This window comes from Geodermatophilus sp. SYSU D00684 (assembly GCF_054050455.1).
In genome coordinates this window covers 1-23,833 of the sequence record NZ_JBJGZI010000030.1, presented here as the reverse complement: position 1 = coordinate 23,833, position 23,833 = coordinate 1, and the positions used below count along the sequence as shown (strand labels likewise).

Annotated in this window: 22 protein-coding genes; 5 read left to right on the top strand and 17 right to left on the bottom strand. The window is 75.9% G+C overall.

The window, feature by feature from the left end; all coding sequences use genetic code 11:
• Positions 1-29: 29 nt before the first annotated feature.
• Together xylB and xylA are read right to left on the bottom strand one after the other, a co-directional pair.
• Positions 30-1,439, bottom strand: coding sequence for a xylulokinase (gene xylB / locus ACI79L_RS19615; protein ID WP_456938393.1), 1,410 nt, complete (start codon positions 1,437-1,439; stop codon positions 30-32).
• Positions 1,439-2,623, bottom strand: coding sequence for a xylose isomerase (gene xylA / locus ACI79L_RS19610; protein WP_456938392.1), 1,185 nt, complete (start codon positions 2,621-2,623; stop codon positions 1,439-1,441). The genes xylB and xylA overlap by 1 nt, the downstream gene beginning before the upstream one ends.
• 125 nt (positions 2,624-2,748) lie before the next feature.
• Here xylA and ACI79L_RS19605 point away from each other — a divergent pair, with 125 nt between their 5' ends.
• Positions 2,749-3,957: an ROK family protein gene (locus ACI79L_RS19605; RefSeq protein ID WP_456938391.1), complete on the top strand. Its 1,209-nt coding sequence runs from the start codon at positions 2,749-2,751 to the stop codon at positions 3,955-3,957.
• A 1-nt stretch (position 3,958) separates the two neighbouring features.
• On the opposite strand, the gene ACI79L_RS19600 is transcribed toward ACI79L_RS19605, so the two are convergent.
• Genes ACI79L_RS19600 through ACI79L_RS19590 form a run of 3 tightly spaced genes read right to left on the bottom strand, consistent with a single transcriptional unit; the run spans position 3,959 to position 7,019 of the window.
• Complete coding sequence (locus ACI79L_RS19600) at positions 3,959-4,849, bottom strand: carbohydrate ABC transporter permease (protein ID WP_456938390.1); 891 nt, start codon at positions 4,847-4,849, stop codon at positions 3,959-3,961.
• Positions 4,846-5,784, bottom strand: coding sequence for a carbohydrate ABC transporter permease (locus ACI79L_RS19595; RefSeq protein ID WP_456938389.1), 939 nt, complete (start codon positions 5,782-5,784; stop codon positions 4,846-4,848). The genes ACI79L_RS19600 and ACI79L_RS19595 overlap by 4 nt, the downstream gene beginning before the upstream one ends.
• 50 nt (positions 5,785-5,834) lie before the next feature.
• The gene (locus ACI79L_RS19590) at positions 5,835-7,019 is read right to left on the bottom strand and encodes an extracellular solute-binding protein (RefSeq protein WP_456938388.1); all 1,185 of its coding nucleotides are present in this window, start codon (positions 7,017-7,019) and stop codon (positions 5,835-5,837) included.
• Between the two features lie 454 nt (positions 7,020-7,473).
• Here ACI79L_RS19590 and ACI79L_RS19585 point away from each other — a divergent pair, with 454 nt between their 5' ends.
• Positions 7,474-8,481 carry a LacI family DNA-binding transcriptional regulator gene (locus ACI79L_RS19585; protein WP_456938387.1) on the top strand — a complete coding sequence of 336 codons (1,008 nt, stop codon included), beginning with the start codon at positions 7,474-7,476 and terminating at the stop codon, positions 8,479-8,481.
• A gap of 74 nt (positions 8,482-8,555) precedes the next feature.
• Complete coding sequence (locus ACI79L_RS19580; RefSeq protein WP_456938386.1) at positions 8,556-10,901, top strand: beta-xylosidase/alpha-l-arabinosidase; 2,346 nt, start codon at positions 8,556-8,558, stop codon at positions 10,899-10,901.
• A gap of 80 nt (positions 10,902-10,981) precedes the next feature.
• Here the strand turns inward: ACI79L_RS19580 and ACI79L_RS19575 are convergent, their stop codons facing one another.
• The 9 genes from ACI79L_RS19575 to ald all read right to left on the bottom strand — a co-directional run bounded on the left by ACI79L_RS19575 (position 10,982) and on the right by ald (position 18,793).
• Positions 10,982-11,863: an endonuclease domain-containing protein gene (locus tag ACI79L_RS19575; protein WP_456938385.1), complete on the bottom strand. Its 882-nt coding sequence runs from the start codon at positions 11,861-11,863 to the stop codon at positions 10,982-10,984.
• A 177-nt stretch (positions 11,864-12,040) separates the two neighbouring features.
• A complete protein-coding gene (locus tag ACI79L_RS19570) occupies positions 12,041-12,907 on the bottom strand; it encodes a pseudouridine synthase (protein ID WP_456938384.1) in 867 nt (288 codons plus the stop codon).
• Between the two features lie 55 nt (positions 12,908-12,962).
• A complete protein-coding gene (locus tag ACI79L_RS19565; protein WP_456938383.1) occupies positions 12,963-13,388 on the bottom strand; it encodes a hypothetical protein in 426 nt (141 codons plus the stop codon).
• On the bottom strand, positions 13,385-14,224 hold the full coding sequence (gene scpB, locus ACI79L_RS19560; protein ID WP_456938382.1) for an SMC-Scp complex subunit ScpB: 840 nt from the start codon (positions 14,222-14,224) through the stop codon (positions 13,385-13,387). Before scpB ends, ACI79L_RS19565 begins: the two co-directional genes overlap by 4 nt.
• Positions 14,221-15,084 (bottom strand): segregation and condensation protein A, encoded by an 864-nt coding sequence (locus ACI79L_RS19555; RefSeq protein WP_456938381.1) that lies wholly within the window; start codon positions 15,082-15,084, stop codon positions 14,221-14,223. Before ACI79L_RS19555 ends, scpB begins: the two co-directional genes overlap by 4 nt.
• Before the next feature lie 31 nt (positions 15,085-15,115).
• Positions 15,116-15,610 carry a hypothetical protein gene (locus tag ACI79L_RS19550; protein ID WP_456938380.1) on the bottom strand — a complete coding sequence of 165 codons (495 nt, stop codon included), beginning with the start codon at positions 15,608-15,610 and terminating at the stop codon, positions 15,116-15,118.
• A complete protein-coding gene (locus ACI79L_RS19545; RefSeq protein WP_456938379.1) occupies positions 15,607-16,512 on the bottom strand; it encodes a ParA family protein in 906 nt (301 codons plus the stop codon). The genes ACI79L_RS19550 and ACI79L_RS19545 overlap by 4 nt, the downstream gene beginning before the upstream one ends.
• Positions 16,513-16,712: 200 nt before the next feature.
• Entirely contained in the window at positions 16,713-17,651 is a 939-nt protein-coding gene (locus tag ACI79L_RS19540; RefSeq protein ID WP_456938378.1) for a site-specific tyrosine recombinase XerD, read from the bottom strand.
• 26 nt (positions 17,652-17,677) lie between these two features.
• Positions 17,678-18,793, bottom strand: coding sequence for an alanine dehydrogenase (ald, locus tag ACI79L_RS19535; protein WP_456938377.1), 1,116 nt, complete (start codon positions 18,791-18,793; stop codon positions 17,678-17,680).
• A gap of 179 nt (positions 18,794-18,972) precedes the next feature.
• On the opposite strand from ald, the gene ACI79L_RS19530 reads away from it, so the two are divergent.
• Positions 18,973-19,683: a hypothetical protein gene (locus ACI79L_RS19530; protein WP_456938376.1), complete on the top strand. Its 711-nt coding sequence runs from the start codon at positions 18,973-18,975 to the stop codon at positions 19,681-19,683.
• A gap of 48 nt (positions 19,684-19,731) precedes the next feature.
• Positions 19,732-20,403: a hypothetical protein gene (locus ACI79L_RS19525; protein ID WP_456938375.1), complete on the top strand. Its 672-nt coding sequence runs from the start codon at positions 19,732-19,734 to the stop codon at positions 20,401-20,403.
• An 86-nt stretch (positions 20,404-20,489) separates the two neighbouring features.
• On the opposite strand, the gene ACI79L_RS19520 is transcribed toward ACI79L_RS19525, so the two are convergent.
• From ACI79L_RS19520 to ACI79L_RS19510, 3 genes are read right to left on the bottom strand one after another with little or no spacing between them, the layout of a single operon-like run.
• On the bottom strand, positions 20,490-21,089 hold the full coding sequence (locus ACI79L_RS19520; protein ID WP_456938374.1) for an NUDIX domain-containing protein: 600 nt from the start codon (positions 21,087-21,089) through the stop codon (positions 20,490-20,492).
• A gap of 1 nt (position 21,090) precedes the next feature.
• Complete coding sequence (locus tag ACI79L_RS19515) at positions 21,091-22,827, bottom strand: CTP synthase (RefSeq protein WP_456938373.1); 1,737 nt, start codon at positions 22,825-22,827, stop codon at positions 21,091-21,093.
• Positions 22,805-23,695 (bottom strand): hypothetical protein, encoded by an 891-nt coding sequence (locus ACI79L_RS19510; RefSeq protein WP_456938372.1) that lies wholly within the window; start codon positions 23,693-23,695, stop codon positions 22,805-22,807. Before ACI79L_RS19510 ends, ACI79L_RS19515 begins: the two co-directional genes overlap by 23 nt.
• Positions 23,696-23,833: the final 138 nt, after the last annotated feature.

Here is a 23,833-nt window from a genome sequence, read left to right as displayed (position 1 = left end):
GGCGACGGTGCCGGCGGTGCGGGGGTGGTTCAGGTGCGGTTCGCGGTGAGGTCGCGGACCTCGGCGTAGCGCTCGCGGACGGCGGGGGTCGGGTCGGCCTCGTGCACCTCGGTGCCCGGGCGGGGCCACTCGGGCGCGGTGTCCGCGCCGGACAGCACCCAGGCGGCCTGGCGGGCGGCGCCGTCGGCCACGTACTCCCCCGGCGGCGGCACGAGCACCGGCACGCCGAGGACGGCGGGGGCGATCCGGCGGACCGCCTCCGAGCGGGCGCCGCCGCCGACCAGGAACACCCGCCGCACCTCCGCGCCGGTGGCGCGGACGGCGTCGAGGCCGTCGGCGAGGCCGCACAGCAACCCCTCGACGGCGGCGCGGGCGAGCGAGGCGGGGGTGGAGGTGGCGAGGGTCAGGCCGTGCAGCGCGCCGGTCGAGTCGGGGCGGTCCGGCGTCCGCTCGCCCTCCAGGTAGGGCACGAGGACCAGGCCGCCGGCGCCGGCCGGCGCCGACAGGGCCAGCCGGGACAGCTCGTCGTGGCCGACGCCGAGCAGCCGCGCCGTCGCGTCGAGGACGCGGGCGGCGTTCAGCGTGGCCACCAGCGGCAGGTAGTTGCCGGTGGCGTCGGCGAACCCGGCCACGGCGCCGCTGGCGTCGGCGGCCGGCGTGGTGGAGACGATCGAGACGACGCCGGAGGTGCCGATCGAGCAGACGACGTCGCCGGGCTCGGCCGCCAGGCCCAGCGCCGCGGCGGCGTTGTCCCCCGTGCCGGGGCCGAGGACGGCGCCGGTGGTGCCCGCCCACGCCACCGTCCCGGCGGCCTCGGCCGGACCCAGCACCCGCGGCAGCACCGGGGTGCTGCCGAAGGCGCGCTCCAGCAGGTCGGGGCGGTACTCCCCCGTCGCCGCCGACCAGTAGCCGGTGCCGCTGGCGTCGCCGCGGTCGGTGACCAGCGCGCCCAGGCCCGGCTGCCCGGCGAGCACCCAGGTCAGCCAGTCGTGCGGCAGGCAGACCGCGGCCGTGCGCTCGGCGTTGGCCGGCTCGTGCTCGGCCAGCCAGCGCAGCTTGGTGACGGTGAACGACGCCACCGGCACCAGGCCGACGGCGTCGGCCCACGCCTGCGGGCCGCCGAGCTCACGGGTGAGGTCGGCGGCCGCGCCGGCGGAGCGGGTGTCGTTCCAGAGCAGGGCGTCGCGCACGACCCGGCCGTCCCCGTCGAGGCAGACCATGCCGTGCTGCTGGCCGCCGACGGCGACGGCGGCGACGTCGTCGAGCCCGCCGGCCTGCGCCACCGCCTGCTCCAGCGCGGCCGCCCAGGCCGCGGGGGCCACCTCGGTGCCCTCGGGGTGCGGCGCCCGGCCCTCGCGCACGAGGGCACCGGACGCCGCGTCCCGGACGACGACCTTGCAGGCCTGGGTCGAGGTGTCGACCCCCGCGACCAGCGACATCAGCGGGCGCCGAGCAGGTGCTCGAGGGCCAGCTGGGACAGGCGGACCTGACCGCCGCGGCGGGCGCCGGCGGCCTCGGCGTCGAAGTCCTCGAACGCCGAGCGGTCGGCCAGCAGCTGCTCGTAGGACTCGCCGTCGCCGAGGGTCGGCTGGGCGAGCTCCGGCACGGCGGCGTCGGCGAGGGCCTCCTGCACCTCCGGGTCGGCGCGGAACGCGGCGGCCCGCTCCTTGAGCAGCAGGTAGGTGCGCATGTTGGCCTCGGCCGACTCCCAGACGCCCTTGACGTCCTCGGTGCGCAGCGGCTTGTAGTCGAAGTGGCGGGGGCCCTCGTAGCGGGCGCCGCCGGACGGGAAGCCGTTCTCCAGCAGGTCGACGGTGGCGAAGGCGGAGAGCAGGTCGCCGTGACCGAAGACGAAGTCCTGGTCGTAGCGCGGGCCCTTCTGCCCGTTGAGGTCGATGTGGAAGAGCTTGCCCTGCCACAGCGCCTGGGCGATGCCGTGCGTGTAGTTGAGCCCGGCCATCTGCTCGTGCCCGACCTCGGGGTTCACGCCCACCAGGTCGGCGTGCTCGAGGGTGTTGATGAAGGCGATGGCGTGGCCGATGGTCGGCAGGAAGATGTCGCCGCGCGGCTCGTTGGGCTTGGGCTCCAGGGCGAAGCGCAGGCCGTAGCCGCGGTCCTCGGAGTACCGGGCCAGGGTGTCGATGCCCTCGCGGTAGCGGTCGAGCGCGGCCTTGAGGTCCTTGGCGCTGTCGACCTCGGCGCCCTCGCGGCCGCCCCACAGCACGTAGGTCTGCGCGCCGAGCTCGGCGGCGAGGTCCATGTTGCGCATGATCTTGCGCATCGCGAACCGGCGGACGCCGCGGTCGTTGGCGGTGAGCCCGCCCTCCTTGAACACCGGGTGGGTGAACAGGTTGGTGGTGACCATCGGCACGACCAGGCCGGTGTCGGCCAGCGCCTTCTTGAACGCGTCGATCCGCTGGGTGCGGGCGGCGTCGTCGCTGCCGAACGGGATGAGGTCGTCGTCGTGGAAGGTGACGCCGTAGGCGCCGAGCTCGGCGAGCCTGTGGACGCTCTCGACCGGGTCCAGCTCGGGGCGGGTGGCCTCGCCGAACGGGTCGCGCGCCGTCCAGCCGACCGTCCAGAGGCCGAACGAGAACCTGTCGTCGCGGGTGGGGTGCGTCATGGGGTAACTCCCGGGAACTGAGCGGGGAGGCCGTGCGGGGATGCGCACGGGCCGGTGGCCGGCGGAGCGGCGCTGATTTTGTTTCGGACTAGAACATAATGCACGTCACAGCTAACCTCAACCCCGTGTCCGAGCCCGGTGCGAGCCCCGAGACGGGTCGCACGCGGCCCTCGACCCCGCGGCCGGCGAACCTCGCGCTGGTGCTGCGGACGGTGTGCTCCGCCACCACCCCACCCTCGCGCGCCGACGTCGCGGCGGCCACCGGGATGACCCGGGCGACCGCCGCCCGGCTGGCCGACGACCTGGTCGCCGGCGGCCTGCTCGACGAGGTCGAGTCCACGCCGTCGGGCCGCCGCGGCCGCCCGGCCACGCCGCTGGCCCCCGGCGCGCGGGTCGTGGCCCTGGGCCTGCAGGCCGACGCCGGCCTGCTCGCCGGCCGGCTGCTGGACCTGCGCGGCCGGGTGGTGGGCGAGCGGGTCGAGCCCGGCGACTTCCGCGGCAGCGACCCGGCACCCACGCTCGGCCGGCTCGGCCGGCTCGCGGCCGGCCTGCTCGACGGGCTGCCCGACGGCGCCCGGGTCGCCGGCGCCGGCCTCGCGCTGCCCGGCATCGTCGACGTCGACGCCGGCGTCCTGCTGCGCGCGCCCAACCTCGGCTGGTCCGACCTGCGCCCGGCCGACCTGCTCGGCCCGCCGCTGCCCGCGGAGCTGGTCCTGGGCAACGAGGCCGACCTGGCCGCGCGCACGGTCGCCGAGGCCGCGCCCGGCCGGCCGGGGCCGCACCGGGACTTCGTCTACCTGTCCGGGCAGATCGGCGTCGGCGGCGCGACCGTCATGGACGGCCGGGTGGTGAGCGGCAGCTCCGGCTGGGCCGGCGAGATGGGCCACGTGTGCGTCGACCCCGCGGGGCCGGCCTGCCGCTGCGGGTCCACCGGCTGCCTGGAGCAGTACGCCGGCCGCGACGCGCTGCTGGCCGCCGCCGGGCTCCCCCGCGACACCGGCCCCGGCGAGCTGGCCCGCCGCGCCGCCGACGGCGACCCCGCGGCCCGCGCGGCGGTCGACGGCGCCGCCCGGGCGCTGGGCGTGGCGCTGGCCGGGGTGCTCAACGTCCTGGACGTGCCGACCGTCGTGCTCGGCGGCCACCTCGGCGAGCTGGCCGCGCTGCTGTGCCCGGCACTCGAGGAGACGCTGGGCCGGCGGGTGCTGTCGGCCCGCTGGCGCCGGCCCCGTGTGGAGGCCGCGCTCGCCGCCCCGGCCGCCGGGGCGACCGGGGCGGCGCTGCGCGCGCTGGCCGGCGTGGTCGCCGACCCCGAGCGCTGGCTGCGACCGCACTGAGCTACTTGCCGAAGCCGGCGGTGAGGCCGCTGAGCAGGTACCGGCGGCCGACCAGGTAGAGCACGAAGATCGGCACCACCGACAGGGTCACGGCGGCGAGCAGGCCGGGCACGTTGGTGCCGAACTGGCCCTGGAAGTCCCACAGGCCGAGGGTGAGCACCCGGTTGTCCTCGGACTGGGTGAGCACCAGCGGGAACAGGAAGCCGTTCCAGGCGGTGAGCGAGGTGAACACCGACACCGTGGTGATCGCGGGCTTGGCCAGCGGCAGCACCAGGTGGCGCAGCACCGCGAACGGGCCGGCGCCGTCGAGGGTCTGGGCCTCGTAGAGCTCGCCGGGGATGTCGCGCAGGCTGTTGACCATCACCAGCAGCGCCACCGGCATGGCGAACGCCGCCGTCGGCAGGATGACCGCCAGCAGGGTGTCGTACAGCCGCATCTGCGTGATCATCAGGTACACGGGGATGATCGCCGCCTGCGCCGGGATGGCCAGGCCGACGAGCATCAGCGAGAAGCCGCGCTGCACGAACCGGCCGGCGTTGCGGGCCACCGCGTAGGCCGCCGGCAGGGTGAGCCCGACGACGATCGCCACCGTCGCGACGGTCACGACGACCGTGTTGAGCAGGTAGGTCGTGAACCCGCCCTCGAACACGGTCCGGTAGTTGTCCAGCGTCGGGTCCGACGGCGGGACCAGCGGGTTGTCCGACAGGTAGTCCTGCCGGGTCCGCAGGCTCCCCGACACCAGGTAGTACAGCGGGACGGCGACCAGCACCAGCCAGACCAGCGACAGGACGCCGGCCAGGACGTTGGGGCGCTCGCGGCGGCGCCGGCGGCGGGAGCGGGGCGGCGCGGGGGCCGCGCCCGCGCCGGTGGTGGGCAGCGCGGTGGCGGTCACAGGCCCTCCTGCTGGCTCTGCATGGCCCGGAAGCCGGTGACGCGGGTGACGAAGAGGGACAGGCCGGCGCCGAGCACCAGCAGCAGCACGGCGATCGCGCTGGCGTAGCCGAACTCGAAGCCGCTGAAGCCGGTGATGTACATGTACAGCGGCGCGATGCGGGTCGTCGTCCCGGGACCGCCCCCGGTGAGGATGAGGATCGTGTCGAAGGTGGTGAACGAGCCGACCAGCATGAGCACGCTGGAGGTGATCACCGTGTACTTCAGCAGCGGCAGCGTGATCGTGAAGAACCGGCGGAAGCGGCCGGCGCCGTCGATGGTGGCCGCCTCGTAGAGGCTGTGCGGGATCTGCCGCGCCGCGCCTTGGTAGAGCAGCGTGTGGAACGGGACGTACTGCCAGGAGACGACCCAGACCACGGTGTAGATGACGATCTCGGTGTCGCCGAGGAAGTTGAACCGGTCGAGGAACGGCAGCGCCTGGGTGACCCCGAAGTTCGGGTCGAGCACCGAGGCCCACAGCAGCGCGATGGCCGCCGTCGACAGGAGCAGGGGCAGGAAGAACAGCGAGCTGAGCACGGCGCGGTTGCGCTGCCGCCCGGCCGCCCAGACCCCGATCAGGAGTGCGATCGGGGTCTGGACGGCCCAGGAGGCCACCATGAACAGCAGGGTGAGCAGCAGGGCGTCGCGCGCCTCGCCGTCGGCGACCAGGCGCTCCCAGTTCGCCGCCCCGGACGGCTGCGGGAACCCGAAGCCGTCCCAGTCGGTGAAGCTGAGGTAGACGACCAGGAGCATCGGCAGCACCGCGAAGAACCCGAAGAAGGCCAGCGCGGGTGCCAGGTACCAGCCCGAGGGACGCTCCCGCGCCCCCTTCGGCCTCCCCGGCGGCGCGGACGCCGCCGGGGTCGCCTCGGGTGTCACGAGGGTGCTGCCTGCCATGCCGGTTCCCCTGCCGTGTGGTGGTGCGGTGGTGCGGTGGTGTCGGACCGTCAGGCCGCGGACATCGCCGAGACGAAGCCCTCGGGGGTCTGCTCACCGAGGAACAGGCGCTGCAGCTCGGTCAGCATCTCCGTGGCCTGGTCGGCGGGCAGGTCCTGGTCCCAGGACAGCTGGAAGTTCGGGGCGCCCTCGACCAGGTCGTAGATCCAGGTCGTGTAGTCGGCGTTCTCCCCCGCCTCGAGCTGCTCGCGGACGCCGGTCACCGCCGGCACGTCACCGGCCGCCACCAGGTCCTCGACGTACTGCTCGTCGTTGAGCGCGGTCGACACGTACTCCAGCGCGGCGTCCTTGTGGTCGGAGTCCGCGGCCACCGAGTAGAAGTTGGTCGGGTTGCCGACGACGTTGGCCGGGTCACCGGCGCCGCCCTCGACGGCCGGGAACGGCGCCCAGCCCAGGTTGCCCGCCTCGACGAACTCGGGGCTCTGGCCGAGCTGGTTCACGTACTCCCACGATCCCATGAGGTGGAAGCCGGCGTCGCCCTGGGCGAGGATCGTCGACGCGCCGCCGACGTCGTAGCCGACGGAGGCGAAGTCGTCGCCGAAGGCGCCGCGGTCGACCAGGTCGGTGATCATCTGCAGGGACTGCAGGACGGCGGGGTTCTCCCAGGCGCCGTCCTCGCCGTCGCGGATGGCCTGGAAGACCTCCGGGCCGCCGACGCGGTCGAGCAGGTACTCGATCCACATCAGCTCGGTCCACGACTGCGAGCCGGCCAGCGCGATCGGGGTGACCCCGTCGGCCTTGAGGGCGTCGACGGCGGCCAGCAGCTGGTCCCAGGTCTGCGGGACCTGGACGCCGGCGGCGTCGAGGACCTGCTTGTTGTAGAAGAGCGCGACCGGCTGCACGCCGCGCATCGGGATCCCGTAGTACTTGCCGTCGAGCTGGGCGGCCTCGAGGACGCTCGGGATGAACGAGTCGCGGAGCTCGGTGTCCTCCTCGAGCAGCGGGGTGAGGTCCTCCACCGCGCCGGCGTCGACGTACTCCTTGAGGTTGCCGCCGCCCCAGTTGAAGAAGACGTCGGGGGCCTCGGGCGAGCCCAGGGCCACGCGCAGCCGCTGCTTGTACGGGTCGTTGCCGAACGTCGTCAGCTCGGCGTCACCCGCCTCGCTGACCTCGTTGAAGCGGGAGACCGAGGACTCCTCGATCGGGTTGAGGACGGTGTCCTGCAGGGCCCACACCTGGGCGGCGTCGCCGCCGCCACCGCCTCCGCCGGGGCCGGAGGAGCCGCAGGCGGCCAGGCTCGCTGCGAGGAGGAGCGCGCCGGCAGACGCGGCTCCGCGGGTCAGACGCCGGGATGACATCCCATCGCCGCCTTTCTGTTTCGACGTTGAAAACCGAAAGTTTCGGAGTGGTGCGAGAACGTAAGCCACGTCACCGGCCGTGTCAACGCGCCCGCCGTGGGCGCGCCGCAGCGGATCTTCCCGCCCTGCGCGGTGCCCCGGCCGCACGCGCGGACTGACCAGCACGGATGAGCGGGGCTGGCGGTTTCGGAGATGTTTCGATAGCGTTCCCGCTCACATTCGTCCGGCACCGCCGCCGGGGCCCTCCTCCGGCCCACCCCGGGACGCCAGGCTGGACGGCACCCGGCGGGCACCCCGGCCGCCGGCGACCGGCGACCCAGGAGGACCCCCCGTGTCCGAGCAGACGGCAGGCCGCCCGACCCTGGCGAGCATCGCCGCGGCGGCAGGCGTCTCGCTGCCCACCGTGAGCAAGGTCGTCAACGGCAAGACCGACGTCGCCCCCGCCACCCGCGAGCGCGTGCTGGCCCTGCTCGACCAGTACGACTACGTGCCGGTGTCCCGGCGCGCCGTCCCCGAGCCGGAGAGCCCGCTGGTCGACGTCGTGTTCACCGCGCTGGACAGCCCCTGGGCGGTCGAGCTGCTGCGCGGCATCACCGAGAGCGGCCTGGAGATCGTCCTCGACTCGCTCGCCGCACGGCCGCAGGGCGGGGACTGGGTCCGCTCCCTGATCGCCGGCGGCCGCCGCGGCGCCATCGTCGTCACCTCCCGCATCACCGCCGCCGACCAGCGCCGGCTCGGCCGCTCCCACCTGCCGGTCGTCGTCATCGACCCGGTCGACATGCCCGGGCCCGACGTGCCCAGCGTCGGCGCCACGAACTGGTCCGGCGGCATGGCCGCCACCGAGCACCTGGTCGAGCTGGGGCACCGGCGGATCGCGGTCATCGGCGGTCCCGAGGACTACCTGTGCAGCCGGGCCCGGATCGACGGCTACCGCGCCGCGCTCGACCGCGCCGGCATCCCGGCCGACCCGGCGCTGGTGCGGCACGGCAACTTCCACCACGACGGCGGTTACGAGCGGGCCCGGGAGCTGCTGGCGCTGCCCGACCCGCCGACGGCGGTCTTCGCCGGCAGCGACGAGCAGGCCTTCGGCGTGCTGGAGGCCGCCCGCCAGGCGGGTCTCTCGGTCCCCGGCGACCTGTCCGTCGTCGGCTTCGACGACCTGCCGATGGCCCGCTGGTCCTCCCCTCCCCTGACCACCGTGCGCCAGCCGCTGGCCGACATGGGCCGGATGGCCGGGCGCATGCTCCTCGACCTCATCAGCGGCCGGGAGCTGGCCAGCCAGCGGGTGGAGCTGGCCACCTCGCTGGTCCCGCGCGCCTCCACGGCGCGCCGTCCCTGACCCGATCCCCGTACCCCCCCGGCCGGGCGGCGCACGCGTCGTCCGGCTCCTCCCCGCACGTCTGGAGCCGCCCCGTGACCGACCGATCCCTCCTCGACGCACCCGCCGCCGGCGACTGGCGGGACCCGTCCCGGCCGCTGGGCGAGCGGGTGCGCGAGCTGATGGCCGAGATGACCCTCGAGGAGAAGGTCGCCCAGCTCTACGGCGTGTGGACGACGATCGGCGACAGCGAGGACGTCGCCCCCAACCAGCACGAGTTCTCCGAGCCGCTGCCGCCGTGGGAGGAGCTCACCCGGCCCGGGCTCGGGCAGCTGACCCGCGTGTTCGGCACCGTGCCGGTCGAGCCGCTCACCGGCGCCCGCGTGCTGGCCAGCACCCAGCGCGGCATCGTCGAGGGCTCGCGGCTGGGCGTCCCGGCGATCGCGCACGAGGAGTGCCTGACCGGGCTCGCCGCCTGGCAGGCGACCGTGTTCCCGACGCCGCTGGCCTGGGGCGCCTCCTTCGACCCCGCGACCGTGCACGCCATGGCCGCGGGCATCGGCGGGCTGATGCGCCGCATCGGCGTGCACCAGGGCCTGGCGCCGGTCCTCGACGTCACCGTCGACGCCCGCTGGGGCCGCACCGAGGAGACGATCGGCGAGGACCCGTACCTGGTCGCCGCGCTGGGCACCGCCTACGTCCGCGGCCTGGAGGACACCGGCGTCGTCGCCACCCTCAAGCACTTCGCCGGCTACTCCGCCTCCGGCGCCGGGCGCAACCACGCCCCGGTGCGGCTGGGCCCGCGCGAGTTCGCCGACCTGCTGCTGCCGCCGTTCGAGACGGCGCTGCGCGAGGGCGGCGCCCGCTCGGTCATGCACTCCTACGCCGCCGTCGACGGCGTCCCGCCCGCCGCCGACCCGGCGCTGCTCACCGACCTGCTGCGCGGGACGCTGGGCTTCGACGGCGTCGTGGTCGCCGACTACTTCGGCGTCTCGTTCCTCGAGACCACCCAGCACGTCGCTGGCTCCCCCGGCGAGGCCGCGGCGCAGGCGCTGGCCGCCGGCGTCGACGTCGAGCTGCCCACCGTCCGCTGCTACGGCGCGCCGCTGCTGGAGCGGGTGCGCTCGGGCGAGGTGCCCGAGGCGCTGGTCGACCGCGCGGTGGAGCGGGTGCTGCGGCAGAAGGGCGAGCTCGGCCTCCTCGACGCCGGCTGGGACCCCGAGCCGGAGGCGCTGCGCAGCGGCGAGCCGCTGGACTTCGACCCGCCGCACCTGCGCGAGATCGCCCGCGTGCTCGCCGAGCGCTCCGTGGTGCTGCTGGACAACCCCGGCGGCGCCCTGCCGCTGGCGGCGCCGCGGCGGATCGCCGTCGTCGGCCCGTGCGCGGACTCGGTGCTCTCGCTCATGGGCTGCTACGCCTTCCCCAACCACGTCGGCCCGCAGCACCCCGACGTGCCGGTGGGCCTGGAGGTGCCCACGCTGCTCGACGCCGTCCGCGCCGAGTTCGCCGGCGCCGAGGTGACCACCGCCCCGGGCTGCCCGGTGCAGGAGCCCGACCGCAGCGGCTTCGACGCCGCCGTGGCCGCCGCCCGCGACGCCGACGTGTGCGTGGCCGTCGTCGGCGACACCTCCGGCCTGTTCGGCCGCGGCACCTCCGGCGAGGGCTGCGACGCCGCCGACCTGCGGCTGCCCGGCGTGCAGGGCGAGCTGCTCGACGCGCTGCTGGGGTCGGGCACCCCGGTCGTCGTCGTGCTGCTCACCGGCCGGCCCTACGCCCTGGGCGACGTCGCCGGCCGGGCCGCGGCGGTCGTGCAGGCGTTCTTCCCCGGCGAGGAGGGCGCCGGCGCGGTCGCGGGCGTGCTCAGCGGCCGGGTCAACCCCTCGGGCCGGCTGCCGGTGTCGGTGCCGCGCGGGCCCGGCGGGTCGCCGGCCACCTACCTGGCGCCCACCCTCGGCCGCGCCGGCGGGATCAGCTCGGCCGACCCGACACCGCTGTTCCCGTTCGGCCACGGCCTCGGCTACACGACCGCCGACTGGTCCGACCTCGCGGTGTCCGGCGAGGAGTGGGCCACCGACGGCGAGCTGACCGTCTCCTGCACGGTCCGCAACACCGGCGGCCGCGCGGGCGCCGAGGTGGTGCAGCTGTACCTGTCCGACCCGGTGGCCAGCGCGGTGCAGCCGCTGCGCCGGCTGGTCGGTTTCGCCCGGGTGGAGCTCGACGCCGGCGCCGCGGCGCGGGTGAGCTTCCGCCTGCACGCCGACCGGGCCTCGTTCACCGGGCGGGACCTGCGCCGCGTGGTCGAGGCCGGGGAGGTGCAGCTCGCCGTCGGCGCCTCCAGCGAGGACCTGCGGCTGCGCGCGACCGTGCGGCTCACCGGTCCGGACCGGGTCGTCGGCCCGGACCGGGTGCTCACCACCCCGGCCGAGGTCACCGCGCTCTGACCGCCCCGTGGCCGTCCTCGGCCGTGATCATCGGCGGGTGGCGGCCCGGCACGCCGCCCGGGGCCGCCGGATGCCGATGATCACGCCGAGGGGGTCACGCCGGGACGCCAGCCGCGGCTGACCAGCGCCCGGCGCGTGCGCTCGACGACCACGGCCGGCGACTCCACGTGGCGCGCCGCGAACCGCAGCACCAGCCAGCCGTCGGCGGCCATCAGCGAGTAGCGGTCGACGTCCCTGCCGAACTGCCCGGGCTCGGCGTGATGGCGACCCTCGTACTCGATCAGCAGACGCCACCGCTCGTAGCCGAGGTCGCCGTGCGCGACCACCCGTCCCCGGCTGTCCCGGACCGCGAGCTGCGGCTGGGGGTCGGGCAGCTCGCTGCTCAGCAGCCAGTACCGCAGCAGGCTCTCCGGCCGGGACATCGAGGCCGGCGTCAGCAGGGGTGCGCACCGCCGGGCACGGACGACGCCACGGACCCGGCGGGCGCGCTCCAGGCGCCGGGCGAGCGCTGCCGGGGTCAGGTGGCCCGCACGTGCCAGTGCGTCGCCCACCGCGACCAGCTCGTGGGGCGGCAGGTGCTCGGCGAGGTCCAGCCAGGTCTGCGGTCCCGACGTCGTCCGCAGTCCGCGGTGCACGACGACGTCCTCCGCGGCGAGCCGCCGGGTGTGGACGACGAACTCGGCGCGCTGCGGGAGCACCCGGCGCGGGGTCAGGGCGACGTGGGCCCGCGCCGGCAGGTCGACGTGCGCGCCGAGGAGCGCCGCGGCGGTGCGGTGGCTGAAGGCGGCGTCGTCGGGGAGCAGGCCGGCGAGCAGCGCGAGACGTTCCCGTCCGTCGATGGCGTCGTCCAGGCGGACGACGAGGTCGTGGGCCAGCCGCACGAACCCGGGACCGCGCAGGCGGGCGCGGGTGAGTCCGGCGGCACGGGCGGAGGCGGCGGTGTACGCCGGTGGCAGGGACACGCCGCCACGCTGCCGGCGGACCGCCCTGCGCCGGCCGCCCGGCGGGCGGGCGTGGACGGGCGCCGGCCTGTGGACACCGGGCCTCCCGCCGTGATCATCGGCGGGTGGCCGCCCGGCACGCCGCCCGGGGCCGCCGGACGCCGATGATCACGGGCGGAGGCGCGCGGGCGGAGGTGGCTACAGGCCGACGGCCTCCTCCAGCGCGCCGACCTCCTGGCGGGTGAGCCGGCGGATCGAGCCGCTGCGCATCCGCTGCAGCGACACCGGGCCGATCGCGGTGCGGGTCAGCCGGGACACCGGCAGGTCCACCGCGGCCAGCAGCCGCCGGACGATGTGCTTGCGGCCCTCGTGCAGCACGACCTCGACGACCGACTGGCCGGCGTGGGTGTCCACGACCCGGAAGGAGTCCACCTTCACCGGGCCGTCCTCGAGCTCGATCCCGGCGCGCAGCCGGCGGTGCAGGTCGCGCGGGATCGACCCGGACACCTGCGCCAGGTAGGTCTTCTTCACCTCGTAGGAGGGGTGCGCCAGCCGGTGCGCCAGCTCGCCGTCGTTGGTGACCAGCAGCAGGCCCTCGGTGTCCTGGTCGAGCCGGCCGACGTGCACCAGCCCGGGCGCGAGGTCGCCGACCATGTCGCCGACGGTGGGCCGGTCGCGGTCGTCACTCATCGCGGTGATGACGCCCGGCGGCTTGTTCAGCGCGTAGGTGACCCGGTCGTCGCGCAGCTCGATCCGCCGCCCGTCGACGGCGATCTTGTCGGTGCGCGGGTCGACCCGCATGCCCTGCACGGTGACGACGCTGCCGTTCACGCTGATCCGGCCGCGGTCGATCATCTCCTCGCAGACGCGGCGGGAGCCGACGCCGGCCCGGGCGAGCACCTTCTGCAGCCGCTCCCCCTCGCGCTCCTCCGGCGCGCCGGAGGCCTCGCGGTCGCCGGGGTGGGCCGGGGCGAGCTCCATGTCCTCCGACCAGCCCTCCCCGCCGGGGGTGCCGGGGGTCTCGTCCGGGTCGGTGTACTCGTCGCTGTGCGGTGCGGTGTCCATGTCGCCGCCCAGTCTCCCACCCTCGCGGCGGGAGCCGGGCGGCGCGGGCGGAGGGTCAGCAGGCCTCCCGGCCGTAGGCGTCCACGGCCTCGCCGGAGGAGGTGAGGTCCTGCTGGAGCTGCTGCAGCCGCGGCGCCAGGTCGGCGTTCGCCGAGGGGTCGGTGAGGTCGGCCTCGCCGAGCAGGTCCGACAGCGCCCGCCAGGAGGTGACCAGGTCGCCCCAGTCCGCGGCCACCGCCTCCGGCGGCTCGACGGCCTCCAGCCGGCCGACGGCCTCCTCGACCACCCGCGGCGCCGACCGGGGGTCGGAGGCGACGGCGTCGACGTCGGCGGTGATCTCCTCCAGCAGGGCGGGGACCTCCGCGCAGAACGCCTCCTGCCGCTGCGCCTCCTCCGACGAGCAGCCGGCCGCGGCCAGCGCGCCGAGGGCGAGCACGGCGAGGGCGGGCGCGGCGGCGCGCGGGGTGCTGTGGGCGGTCACCGGTCCGGGTCCTCCTCGCGGGCCAGCGCGGTGGGGTCGGGCAGCAGCGGCGCCAGCGGCGGGAGCTCGTCGAGGCCGGTGAGCCCGAGCCGCTCGAGGAACAGCGGCGTCGTGCCGTAGAGGCCGCCGCCGCTGTCGGGGTCGGTGCCGACCTCGGCGACCAGGCCGCGGGCGAGCAGGGTGCGCATGACGCCGTCGACGCCGACCCCGCGGATCGCCGACACCCGCGCGCGGGTCACCGGCTGCCGGTAGGCGATGACGGCGAGGGTCTCCAGCGCCGCCTGGGTCAGCCGGGTCCGCTGCCCCTCCGCGAGGTGCCGCTCGACGACGGGCGCGAACTCCTCGCGGGTGTAGAACCGCCAGCCCTCCCCCACCCGGCGCAGCGTGATGCCGGACCGGCGCGCGTCGTGGTCGGCGGCGAGGTCGGCCAGCGCGGTCCGCACCCGGGCGACCGGGCAGCGCAGCGCGCCGGCCAGCGTCGCCTCGTCGACCGGCCCGTCGGCGACGAACAGCAGCGCCTCCAGCCCGCCGCGCAGCTCCGCCGGGTCGAGCGCCACCTCCGGCTCCGGCTCGGGTGCCGGCGGCGGCGCGGGCTCGGGCATCCCCGGGAGGACGAGCGGCTCCTCGGGGACCGGCGGGACGTCGTCGTGCCCCGGTGCCGGCCGCTCGGCGACGCGGGCGGCGAGCTCCGCGGCGACGGCGTCCCACACCGCCGGGTCGGCGGCGTCGGGACGGCCGGTCTCCTGCTCGCGGGTGGCCTCGAGCTCGGCGGCGAGGGTCTCCCACGAGATCGGGCCGCGCACGGCCTCCTCCTGCTCCTCCGGCCGGCCGCTCACGGCAGGTCCTCGGTCGCGACGTCGTCGGCGGGGTCGTCGGCGGGGTCGTCGGCGGCGGGGTCCTCCCCGGCGGGACCGGAGGGCACCGGGCCGGTCCACCGCACGTGCAGCTCCCCCAGCGGCGTCAGCTGGGTGAAGGTGACCCGCTGCTGCCGGTACAGCTCGAGCAGCGCGAGGAAGCGGGCCACGACCTCCAGGGTCGAGGAGCACCCGGCGGTCAGCGCGCGGAAGGTGAGCGTCCCGGCGCCGATGAGCGCGGTGCGGACGGCGAGCAGCTGCTCGGCCACGCTCACCGGCGGCGCGTGCAGGTGGGAGACGCCGACGGTGGGCGGCTCCTTGGGCGTGAGCGCCTTCGCCGCCAGCGCGGCGAACCGCTCGGGGCTGACACCGAGCAGCACCTCGGGCAGCAGCTCGGCGAACCGCGGCTCCAGCGGCGCCTCGCGGGGGTACCGGCCGGCGGCACCGGTCTCGCGCTCGCGGAGGAACGCGGCGGCCTGCTTGTAGGCGCGGTACTGCAGCAGCCGGGCGAACAGCAGGTCGCGGGCCTCGAGCAGCTCGAGGTCCTCCTCGTCCTCGATCTCGGCGGCGGGCAGCAGCCGCGCGGCCTTGAGGTCGAGCAGGGTGGACGCGACGACGAGGAACTCGCTGGCCTGGTCGAGGTCGAGCTCGTCGCCGAGCGCCCGCAGGTGGGCGATGAACTCGTCGGTGACCACCGACAGGGCGATCTCGGTGACGTCGAGCTGGTGCTTGCCGATCAGCTGCAGCAGCAGGTCGAACGGGCCCTCGAAGTTGGTGAGCCGGACGGTGAAGCGCGCCGGCTCCGCCGGGCGCTCCGCCACCGCCTGCACCTCACCGCTCACGGGGAGCAAGCGTATGCGCCCCGGACGACGTTCAGCCCCGGAGCCGGCGCACGAGCACCGAGTCCTCGCCCTGCTCCTCGAGGTCGGCGAGCAGCACCGCGATGGCCTCGCGCACGATGCGGCCGCGGTCGGCGGCCACGCCGTGCTGGGCGCGCAGCGTGAGCCGGGCGCTCTCCAGGCCCAGCAGCTCCTCGGCGGAGAGGTAGACGGTGATCTTCTCGTCGTGCTTGGTCCGGCCGTTGCCCGAGGCCCGGGCGGGCTTGCCGCGGGTGCGGGCGCCGGGGGCCGGGGCGGAGGCCGGCGCGCGGAAGGCGGCCAGCGCGTCGGCCGTCGCGCCGCCGGGGACCAGCGTGAGCGGGGCGGGCGCCTCCTCGGCGGGGGCCGGCTCCGCCGCGCGGCGGGCGCCCCGCAGCGCCGGGGAGCTGACCGCCGAGCTCACGCTCGGCAGCTCGGTGACCTCCGCCTGCGGCACGTCGGTGCGGCGGAACAGCTCGGCCGCGCCGGGGAGGACGGGGCGACGCGTCACAGGGCGATGACCTCCTTGGCCAGGTCGCGGTAGGCGGCCGCACCCGAGGAGGTCGGCGCCCAGGTGGTGATCGGCTGGCCGGCGACGGTCGTCTCCGGGAAGCGCACGGTGCGCTGGATGACCGTCTGGAACACGGTGTCGCCGAAGGCCTCGACCACCCGGCTGAACACCTCCCGGCAGTGCACGGTCCGGGTGTCGTACATCGTGGCGAGGATCCCGGAGATCTCCAGCTCCGGGTTGAGCCGCTCGCGCACCTTGTCGATCGTGTCGACCAGCAGCGCCACGCCGCGCAGCGAGAAGAACTCGCACTCCAGCGGGATGACCACGCCGTGCGCCGCGGTCAGGGCGTTGACCGTGAGCAGGCCCAGCGAGGGCTGGCAGTCGATGAGGATGTAGTCGTACTCGTCGCGGACGTCGGCCAGCTTGCGCATGAGCGTCTGCTCGCGGGCGACCTCGCTGACCAGCTGCACCTCGGCGGCGGACAGGTCGATGTTGCTCGGCACCAGGTCCAGGCCGGGCACGTCGGTGGGCACGCGGACGTCGGCCAGCGTGGTCCGCGGCTCCATGAGCGCGTTGTAGATCGTGCGGTCCAGCTGCTGGGAGGGCACGCCCAGGCCGACCGACAGCGCGCCCTGCGGGTCCAGGTCGACCAGCAGCACCTTGCGGCCGTACTCGACCAGCGCGGCGCCCAGGTTGATCGTCGACGTCGTCTTGCCGACGCCGCCCTTCTGGTTGCACATCGCGATGACCTGCGCCGGGCCGTGCTGCGTCAGCGGCGGCGGCTCGGGCAGCTTGCGCTGCCGCGCGCGGGCGGGGTCCAGCTTCGAGGCGGCCGCACCCATCTCCCCGCCGTCGGCCGGGAGTGCGAGAGCCTGCCCGGCCACGTCCCCTCGGATCGCCATGAGTCGCCACTCCTCCGTGCTCCCCGGCGGAGCCGGCCGCGGTCTCGGCCGGCCCGGTCCGCTCGGGTCCTCTGCGACGGTAGGGAGATCACCTCGAACGATCCACGCAACACGCCGGTTGCTGGCGGAAGTCGCCCAGGTTCCGGCGTACCGGCGGGTAGCCGTGGGCAGGACCTGCCAGACGGGCCGCCCCGTCCTCGTCAGGACAGGGCCCTCGGGTGGCTGCTGGCGTACACCTCGCGCAGCTTGTCGACGGTGACCAGCGTGTAGACCTGGGTCGTCGTCACCGACGCGTGGCCGAGCAGCTCCTGCACCACGCGGACGTCGGCGCCGCCGTCGAGCAGGTGGGTGGCGAACGAGTGCCGCAGCGTGTGCGGCGAGACGTGGTCGAGGTCCAGCCCGGCCCGCTCGGCCGCCGACCGCAGGATCGCCCAGGCGCTCTGCCGCGACAGCGGCCCGCCGCGGGCGTTGAGGAACAGCCGCCCGCCCCGGACGCCGCCCCGCCCGGCCCTCGCCCCCGCCATGGCCAGCGCCGGGCGGGCGCGCACCAGGTACTCCTCGACGGCGCGCAGCGCGAAGCTGCCCACCGGGACGATCCGCTCCTTGCCGCCCTTGCCGGCCAGCCGCACCACGGCCTGGCCGCGGTCGAGGTCGTCGACGGCGAGGCCGACCGCCTCGGAGATCCGCGCGCCGGTGCCGTAGAGCACCTCGAGCAGCGCCCGGTCCCGCAGCCCGCGCGGGCCCTCCACCGACCCGGCCGCCTCGATCAGCGCCACCACCGCCTCGACCGGGATCGCCTTGGGCAGCCGCCGCGCCGGCGCGGGCGGGCGCACCTCCGCGGCGACGTCGCCGGGCACCAGCCCGTCCAGCAGCGCGAAGCGGTGCAGCCCGCGGACGGCGACGACGGCGCGCGCGGCCGAGGTGGCCGACAGCGGCGGGTGCTCGTCGTCGCCGGCCCGCAGCGCCGCGAGGAAGCCGGAGACGTCGCTCTCCGCGACCTCCCCCAGGCCCCGCACCCCGGCGTCGGCGAGGAACCGCGCGTACCGGCGCAGGTCCCGCCGGTAGGAGGCGATGGTGTTGGCGGCCAGCCCGCGCTCGACGGCGAGGTGGTCGAGGTAGCCGCCGACCACCCGCTCCACGTCGGGACCGGCACCCAGCGTCGCGGTCAGGACAGGACCTCCTCCCGGGGCACGGCGGTCATCCCGTGCGCCTCGGCGACCTCGGACAGCGTCACCTGCCCGGCGACGACGTTGACGCCGTGCGCGAGCGCCGGGTCCGCGGCGACGGCCGCCCGCGTCCCCTGCTCGGCCAGGGCCATGACGTAGGGCAGCGTCACGTTGGTCAGCGCGTGCGTGGAGGTGTTCGGGACGGCGCCGGGCATGTTCGCCACGCAGTAGAACACCGACTCGTGCACCCGGAAGGTCGGGTCGTCGTGTGTCGTGGGACGGGAGTCCTCGAAGCACCCGCCCTGGTCCACGGCGATGTCGACGAGCACCGACCCCGGCTTCATCCGGCTGACCAGCTCGTTGCTCACCAGCGTGGGCGCCTTGGCGCCGGGCACCAGCACCGCGCCGATCACCAGGTCGGCGTCGAGGACGGCCCGCTCGACCTCGTAGGCGTTGGAGGTCACCGTCTGCAGATGGCCGCGGTAGACGCGGTCGGCCGCGCGCAGCTTGTCGACGTCGCGGTCGAGGACGACGACCTCGGCCTGCATGCCCAGGGCGATGGTCGCGGCGTTCATGCCCGACACCCCGGCGCCGATGACGACGACCTTGGCCGCGTAGACGCCCGACACCCCGCCGAGCAGGACGCCGCGGCCGCCGTGCGCGCGCTCGAGGCTGTGCGCGCCGACCTGCGGCGCCATCCGCCCGGCGACCTCGCTCATCGGCGCGAGCAGCGGCAGCGCCCCGCCGGCCGTCTGCACCGTCTCGTAGGCGATCGCGGTGGTGCCGGAGGCGACCAGCGCCTCGGTGCACGCCCGCGAGGCGGCCAGGTGGAGGTAGGTGAACAGCGTCTGCCCGGCGCGCAGCCGCCCGTACTCCTCCTCGACCGGCTCCTTGACCTTGAGCAGCAGGTCGGCGTCGGCCCAGACGTCGTCGGCGCTCGCGACGATCCGCGCGCCGGCGGCGGTGTAGTCGGCGTCGGGGATGGAGCTGCCCTCCCCCGCGCCCTGCTCGACGAGCACCGTGTGCCCGGCCCGGGTCAGCTCCGTGACCCCGGCCGGGGTCAACGCCACCCGGTACTCCCTGTTCTTGACCTCGCGGGGCACCCCGACGCGCATGACCACTCCTGGATGTCGACCGGGCCGAGGTCGTCGGCCCGCGCCTGTCGTCCGCTCCCGGGTGAGGGAGCTCACTCCGGACCCTAGAGCCTGGCCGCCCCCGCGCTGCCGGGACCGCGCGCAGCGCCGACGATGGCGGGGGCCGGACCGCGCCGCCTGACCCCCGGGAGGACCCGCTGATGCGCCTGTACGCCGCCCGACCCGACCACCGCCTGCGCCAGGTGGGGGCCGACGCCGGACTGCTGGCCTGGGCCGTGCTGTGGGTGCTGGTGGCGCGCGCGGTGCACGGGGCGGTGCTGGCGCTGGCCGCCCCCGGCCGGGCGGTGGAGGACCTCGGGACGTCGGTCGCCGACAGCATGGGCTCGGCCGCGGACGCCGCGCAGGACGTGCCGGTCGTCGGGGACGAGCTGTCCTCGCCGTTCGACGCGCTCGGCGACGCCGCGGGCTCCGTGCGCGGCGCCGGCCAGGCGGCGCAGGACGCCGTCGGCACGCTCGCGCTCGTCCTCGCCGTCGTCCTGGTGGCGCTGCCGGTGGGCTGGCTGCTGCTGCGCTGGCTGCCGTGGCGGCTGCGCTGGGTGCAGGAGGCGACGGCGGTGCAGCGGCTGGCCGCCGGCCCTCACCCGGACCTGCACCTGCTCGCCGCCCGCGCCGTCGCCACCGCCCCGCTCCCCCGGCTGGCCGCGCTGCCGCCGGGGACCGGCGCGGCCTGGCGGGCCGGCGACCCCGCCGCGGTGCGGGCGCTGGCCGCGCTGGAGGCCGGGCGGCTGGGGCTGCGGCTGCCCGCGCCGGACGCCGTCGGCTCCGGGCCGACGTCGTCCGCGCCAGGGTCCGGTGCCACGTCGGCGCCCGGGCCCGGCGCCCCGTCGTCCGCGCCGCCGCTCTCGGGTTGAGTCCGCGACCGCCGGTGCCGATGTCCCCTCCCGAGCCGGGAGGTGTCCGTGGGACGAGCGAGACGGCGGCGGAGCCCGTCGGCCGGCGGGGTCGCCGGGCGGGTGGCCGCCGTGGCGGCGGTGGGGCTGGTCGTGCTGTCGGCGCCGGCCACGGACCTCGCCGCGCAGGTGACCGCGTCCTGGGCGCCGTTCCGCAACGCGGGCACCGCCGACGGCCCGGAGCCCGCGCGCGTCGCGGACGTGCCCCGGACCGTGGCGGACGCGCCGGAGCCGGTGGTCGACGCCCCGGTGCTCGCGCTTCCGGTCCCGCGCCGGCTGCACGTCGAGGTGCCGAGCCCGCTGGTCCCGCACGGCGAGCCGCTGCGGACCACGCCGCCGCCCGCGCAGTGCGGCGGGTACGGCAGCCTGCGCCAGGTGCCGCCGGGCGTCGTCCCCGGGGTGGGGTCGGCGACGGTGAGCTGGCAGGCCGACGGCCGGGAGTCCGTGCAGGGCTACCGGGTGACGGCGGTCAGCCAGCAGCTGGTGAGCGGTCCCCAGCCGGCGCCGCCGCAGGTGACCGTCGGGCAGCGCGGGGACTGCGGCGAGGTGACCGCGAGCATCGGCGGGCTGACCAGCGGCGTCCCCTACGTCTTCTGGCTCGAGGAGCTCGTCCTCGACGCCGGCACGCAGGTCACCGAGTACCAGCAGGTCGGCTGGTCCAGCCCCGTCGTCATCGGCTGACGCCGCTCGTCGAGATCGCGTGATCTCGTCGGCGACACGCCGGCCAACCCGCCGAGATCGCGTGATCTCGACGGAAGCCGGCGCCGCTACGTGGCGTCGACGGGGCGCAGCCGCGGGCCCGCGGCGCGGTGCTGGGCGGCGGCGAGCAGACCGATGACGGCGGCGGCGTTGCGGATCCGCCCGTCGAACACCCGCTGCACCGCCTCGTCCAGCGGCACCCGCTCGACGGTCATGTCCAGCTCCTCGTGCTCCACGGTGAAGCCCTCGGGCCGGTCGACGTCGGACAGGCCCTCGGCGAGGTAGACCAGCACCAGCTCGTCGCAGAAGCCCGGGGTGCTGAAGCTGGTGGTGAGCAGCGACCACCGCTCGGCGGCCATCCGCACCTCCTCGGCCAGCTCCCGCTTCGCCGTCTCCAGCGGCGGCTCGCCGTCGGCGTCGCGCAGGCCGGCGGGCAGCTCCCACAGGTAGCCGCCGACCGGGTGCCGGTACTGCCGGAGCAGCACGACCTGCCCGTCGTCGCCCAGCGCGACGACGGCGACCGCGCCCGGATGGCGGACCACCTCGCGCACGCCGTCGCCGCCGCCGGGCATGGCGACGGTGTCCTTGACCAGCGTGATGACCCGGCCCTCGTAGACCGTCTCGCTGCCGAGGACGCGGTAGTCGCCGTCGGCGGCCGGCTCGGTCACCTCAGATCCCGACCTTCTCCGCCTCGGCCTCCACGGGCACCGGCAGCCGGGCCGACTCGGCGCGGTCGATGGCCGCGTCGACGAAGGCCGCGAACAGCGGGTGCGGGCGGGTGGGCCGGCTCTTGAGCTCCGGGTGGGCCTGCGTGCCGACGAAGAACGGGTGCACCTCGCGCGGCAGCTCGGCGAACTCGACGAGCAGGCCGTCGGGCGAGGTGCCGCTGAACACCAGGCCGGCGTCGGAGAGCCGGTCGCGGTAGGCGTTGGCCACCTCGTAGCGGTGCCGGTGCCGCTCGGTGATCTCGGTCGAGCCGTAGGCCGCCGCGGCCTGCGAGCCCTTGAGCAGGTGCGCCGGGTAGCTGCCCAGCCGCATGGTGCCGCCCAGCCCGCGCTCGCCGGCGATGACGTCGACCTGGCTGGCCATGGTGGCGATGACGGCGTCGGGGGTGTCGGGGTCGAACTCGGCGGAGTTGGCCTGCTCGAGCCCGGCCACGTTGCGGGCGTACTCGATGACCATGCACTGCAGGCCCAGGCACAGCCCCAGGGTCGGGATGCCGTTGGTCCGGGTGTAGCGGATCGCGCCGAGCTTGCCCTCGATGCCGCGGACGCCGAACCCGCCGGGGACGCACACCCCGTCGACGTCGGACAGCGCGGCCGCCGCCCCCTCGGGGGTCTGGCAGTCGTCGGAGGGCACCCAGCGGATCTGCACCCGGGCGCGGTGGGCGAACCCGCCCGCGCGCAGCGCCTCGCTGACCGACAGGTAGGCGTCGGGCAGGTCGACGTACTTGCCGACCAGCGCGATCGTCACCGTCTGCTTCGGGCGGTGCACCCGCTCGAGCAGGTCGCCCCACACGGTCCAGTCGACGTCGCGGAAGGGCAGGCCCAGCCGGCGGACGACGTAGGCGTCCAGGCCCTCGCGGTGCAGCACCTTGGGGATGTCGTAGATCGACGGCGCGTCGGGGCAGGAGATGACGCCCTCGGCGTCGACGTCGCACATCAGGCTGATCTTGCGCTTGAGGCCGGTGCCGATCTCGCGGTCGGCGCGGCAGACCAGCGCGTCGGGCTGGATGCCGATGTTGCGCAGCGCGGCCACCGAGTGCTGCGTCGGCTTGGTCTTGAGCTCGCCCGACGGCGCGATGTAGGGCACCAGCGAGATGTGCAGGAAGAAGCAGTTGTCCCGGCCGATCTCGTGGCGCACCTGCCGGGCGGCCTCGAGGAAGGGCAGCGACTCGATGTCGCCGACCGTGCCGCCGATCTCGGTGATGACGACGTCGACGCCCTGGTCGTCGTCGGTGCCGGACTCGGCCGCGGCGAGGATGCGGGACTTGATCTCGTTGGTGATGTGCGGGATGACCTGCACGGTGTCACCCAGGTACTCGCCGCGCCGCTCCTTGGCGATCACGTCGGAGTAGACCTGCCCGGTGGTGACGTTCGAGCGCCGGCCGAGGTCGGTGTCGAGGAAGCGCTCGTAGTGACCGACGTCGAGGTCGGTCTCCGCGCCGTCCTCGGTGACGAAGACCTCGCCGTGCTGGAACGGGTTCATCGTCCCCGGGTCCACGTTGAGGTACGGGTCCAGCTTCTGCATGGTCACCCGCAGGCCGCGGGCGGACAGCAGAGCGCCGAGGGAACTGGCCGTCAGGCCCTTGCCGAGAGAGGAGACAACTCCACCGGTGACGAAGACGAACTTCGTCGGCTGGGAGTTGTGGAGGAGCCCGCGATCACGCATTCCAGGTCGACCCACGGGAACCCACCGTAACACGATCCGGGTCCTCGCCCCGGTCACCGGCGGGCACGCCCCGCCGGCCCGGCGCGGTCGTGGCCAGCGTCACCAGCAGCGGCACGAGCAGCGCGGCGGCGGTCGCGGGCAGCGCGACGCCGGAGTCGTTGACGGCGGCGCCCAGCGCGAGGCTCAGCGCCGCGGCGACCAGCCCGGCGCGCAGCACGGCGGCGTCGGCCGGGCGCAGGCCCGAGCCGCCGTCGCGGAGCAGGCCGGGGCCGCGCAGCAGCGCCGGCCGGCGGCCGCGCACCAGCCAGACGGCGGCCACCAGCGCCACCGGCAGCATCCACGCCAGCGCGCTGCCCAGCAGGATGTCGACGTTGGCCGACGCCTTGCGGCTGACCACCGTCCACGCCTCGCCGGTGAGCAGCTGCTCGACGAACCGGCCGAGGTGGCTGCGCTCGGCGGCCGGTCGCAGCCAGTCCAGGAACGCGAGCGTGCCGACGGCGACCACCCCGGCGCCGAGCACCGCGGCCAGCCGCACCACGGTCACCCGCACGCCGGTGAGCAGCATGGCCAGCAGCAGGAAGCCGGGCAGCACCGCGAGCACGCCGCCGAAGTCGCGGCCCAGCCCCGGCGCGCCGACCAGCGCCACGGTGACCAGCCCGGCGCCCAGGACGACGGCGCCGGTGACCCGCCGGGCCCGCCGCCCGCGGTCGTCCCGCCCGGCGCCGGCGCGGCGGCCGGCGGCGGTGGCGACGACGGCGGTGCCGACCAGCGCGGCTCCCGACAGCAGGCCGGAGGTGAGGTTGCCGTAGCCGGTGAACCGCCCGGCGACGATCGCGTCGTAGCCGAGCAGCCCGTCGAGCTCCAGCGACGAACCGGTGAGCACGTCGGCGACCAGCGTGCCGACGGTGAGCGCGAGGACGGCCAGCGGCGGCCCGGGGGGGGGGGGGGGGGGGGGGGGGGGGGGGGGGCGGGGGGGGGGGGGGGGGGCGGCCCGGCGCCGGGCCCCCCCCCCGCCCCCCCC

Excerpts from the sequence above, each read along its gene's own strand:
- xylA (WP_456938392.1), bottom strand. The coding sequence starts at position 2,623 with ATGACGCACCCCACCCGCGACGACAGGTTCTCGTTCGGCCTCTGGACG.
- ald (WP_456938377.1), bottom strand. The coding sequence starts at position 18,793 with ATGCGCGTCGGGGTGCCCCGCGAGGTCAAGAACAGGGAGTACCGGGTG.
- ACI79L_RS19545 (WP_456938379.1), bottom strand. The coding sequence starts at position 16,512 with ATGGCGATCCGAGGGGACGTGGCCGGGCAGGCTCTCGCACTCCCGGCC.
- xylB (WP_456938393.1), bottom strand. The coding sequence starts at position 1,439 with ATGTCGCTGGTCGCGGGGGTCGACACCTCGACCCAGGCCTGCAAGGTC.
- ACI79L_RS19530 (WP_456938376.1), top strand. The coding sequence starts at position 18,973 with ATGCGCCTGTACGCCGCCCGACCCGACCACCGCCTGCGCCAGGTGGGG.
- ACI79L_RS19595 (WP_456938389.1), bottom strand. The coding sequence starts at position 5,784 with ATGGCAGGCAGCACCCTCGTGACACCCGAGGCGACCCCGGCGGCGTCC.
- ACI79L_RS19570 (WP_456938384.1), bottom strand. The coding sequence starts at position 12,907 with ATGGACACCGCACCGCACAGCGACGAGTACACCGACCCGGACGAGACC.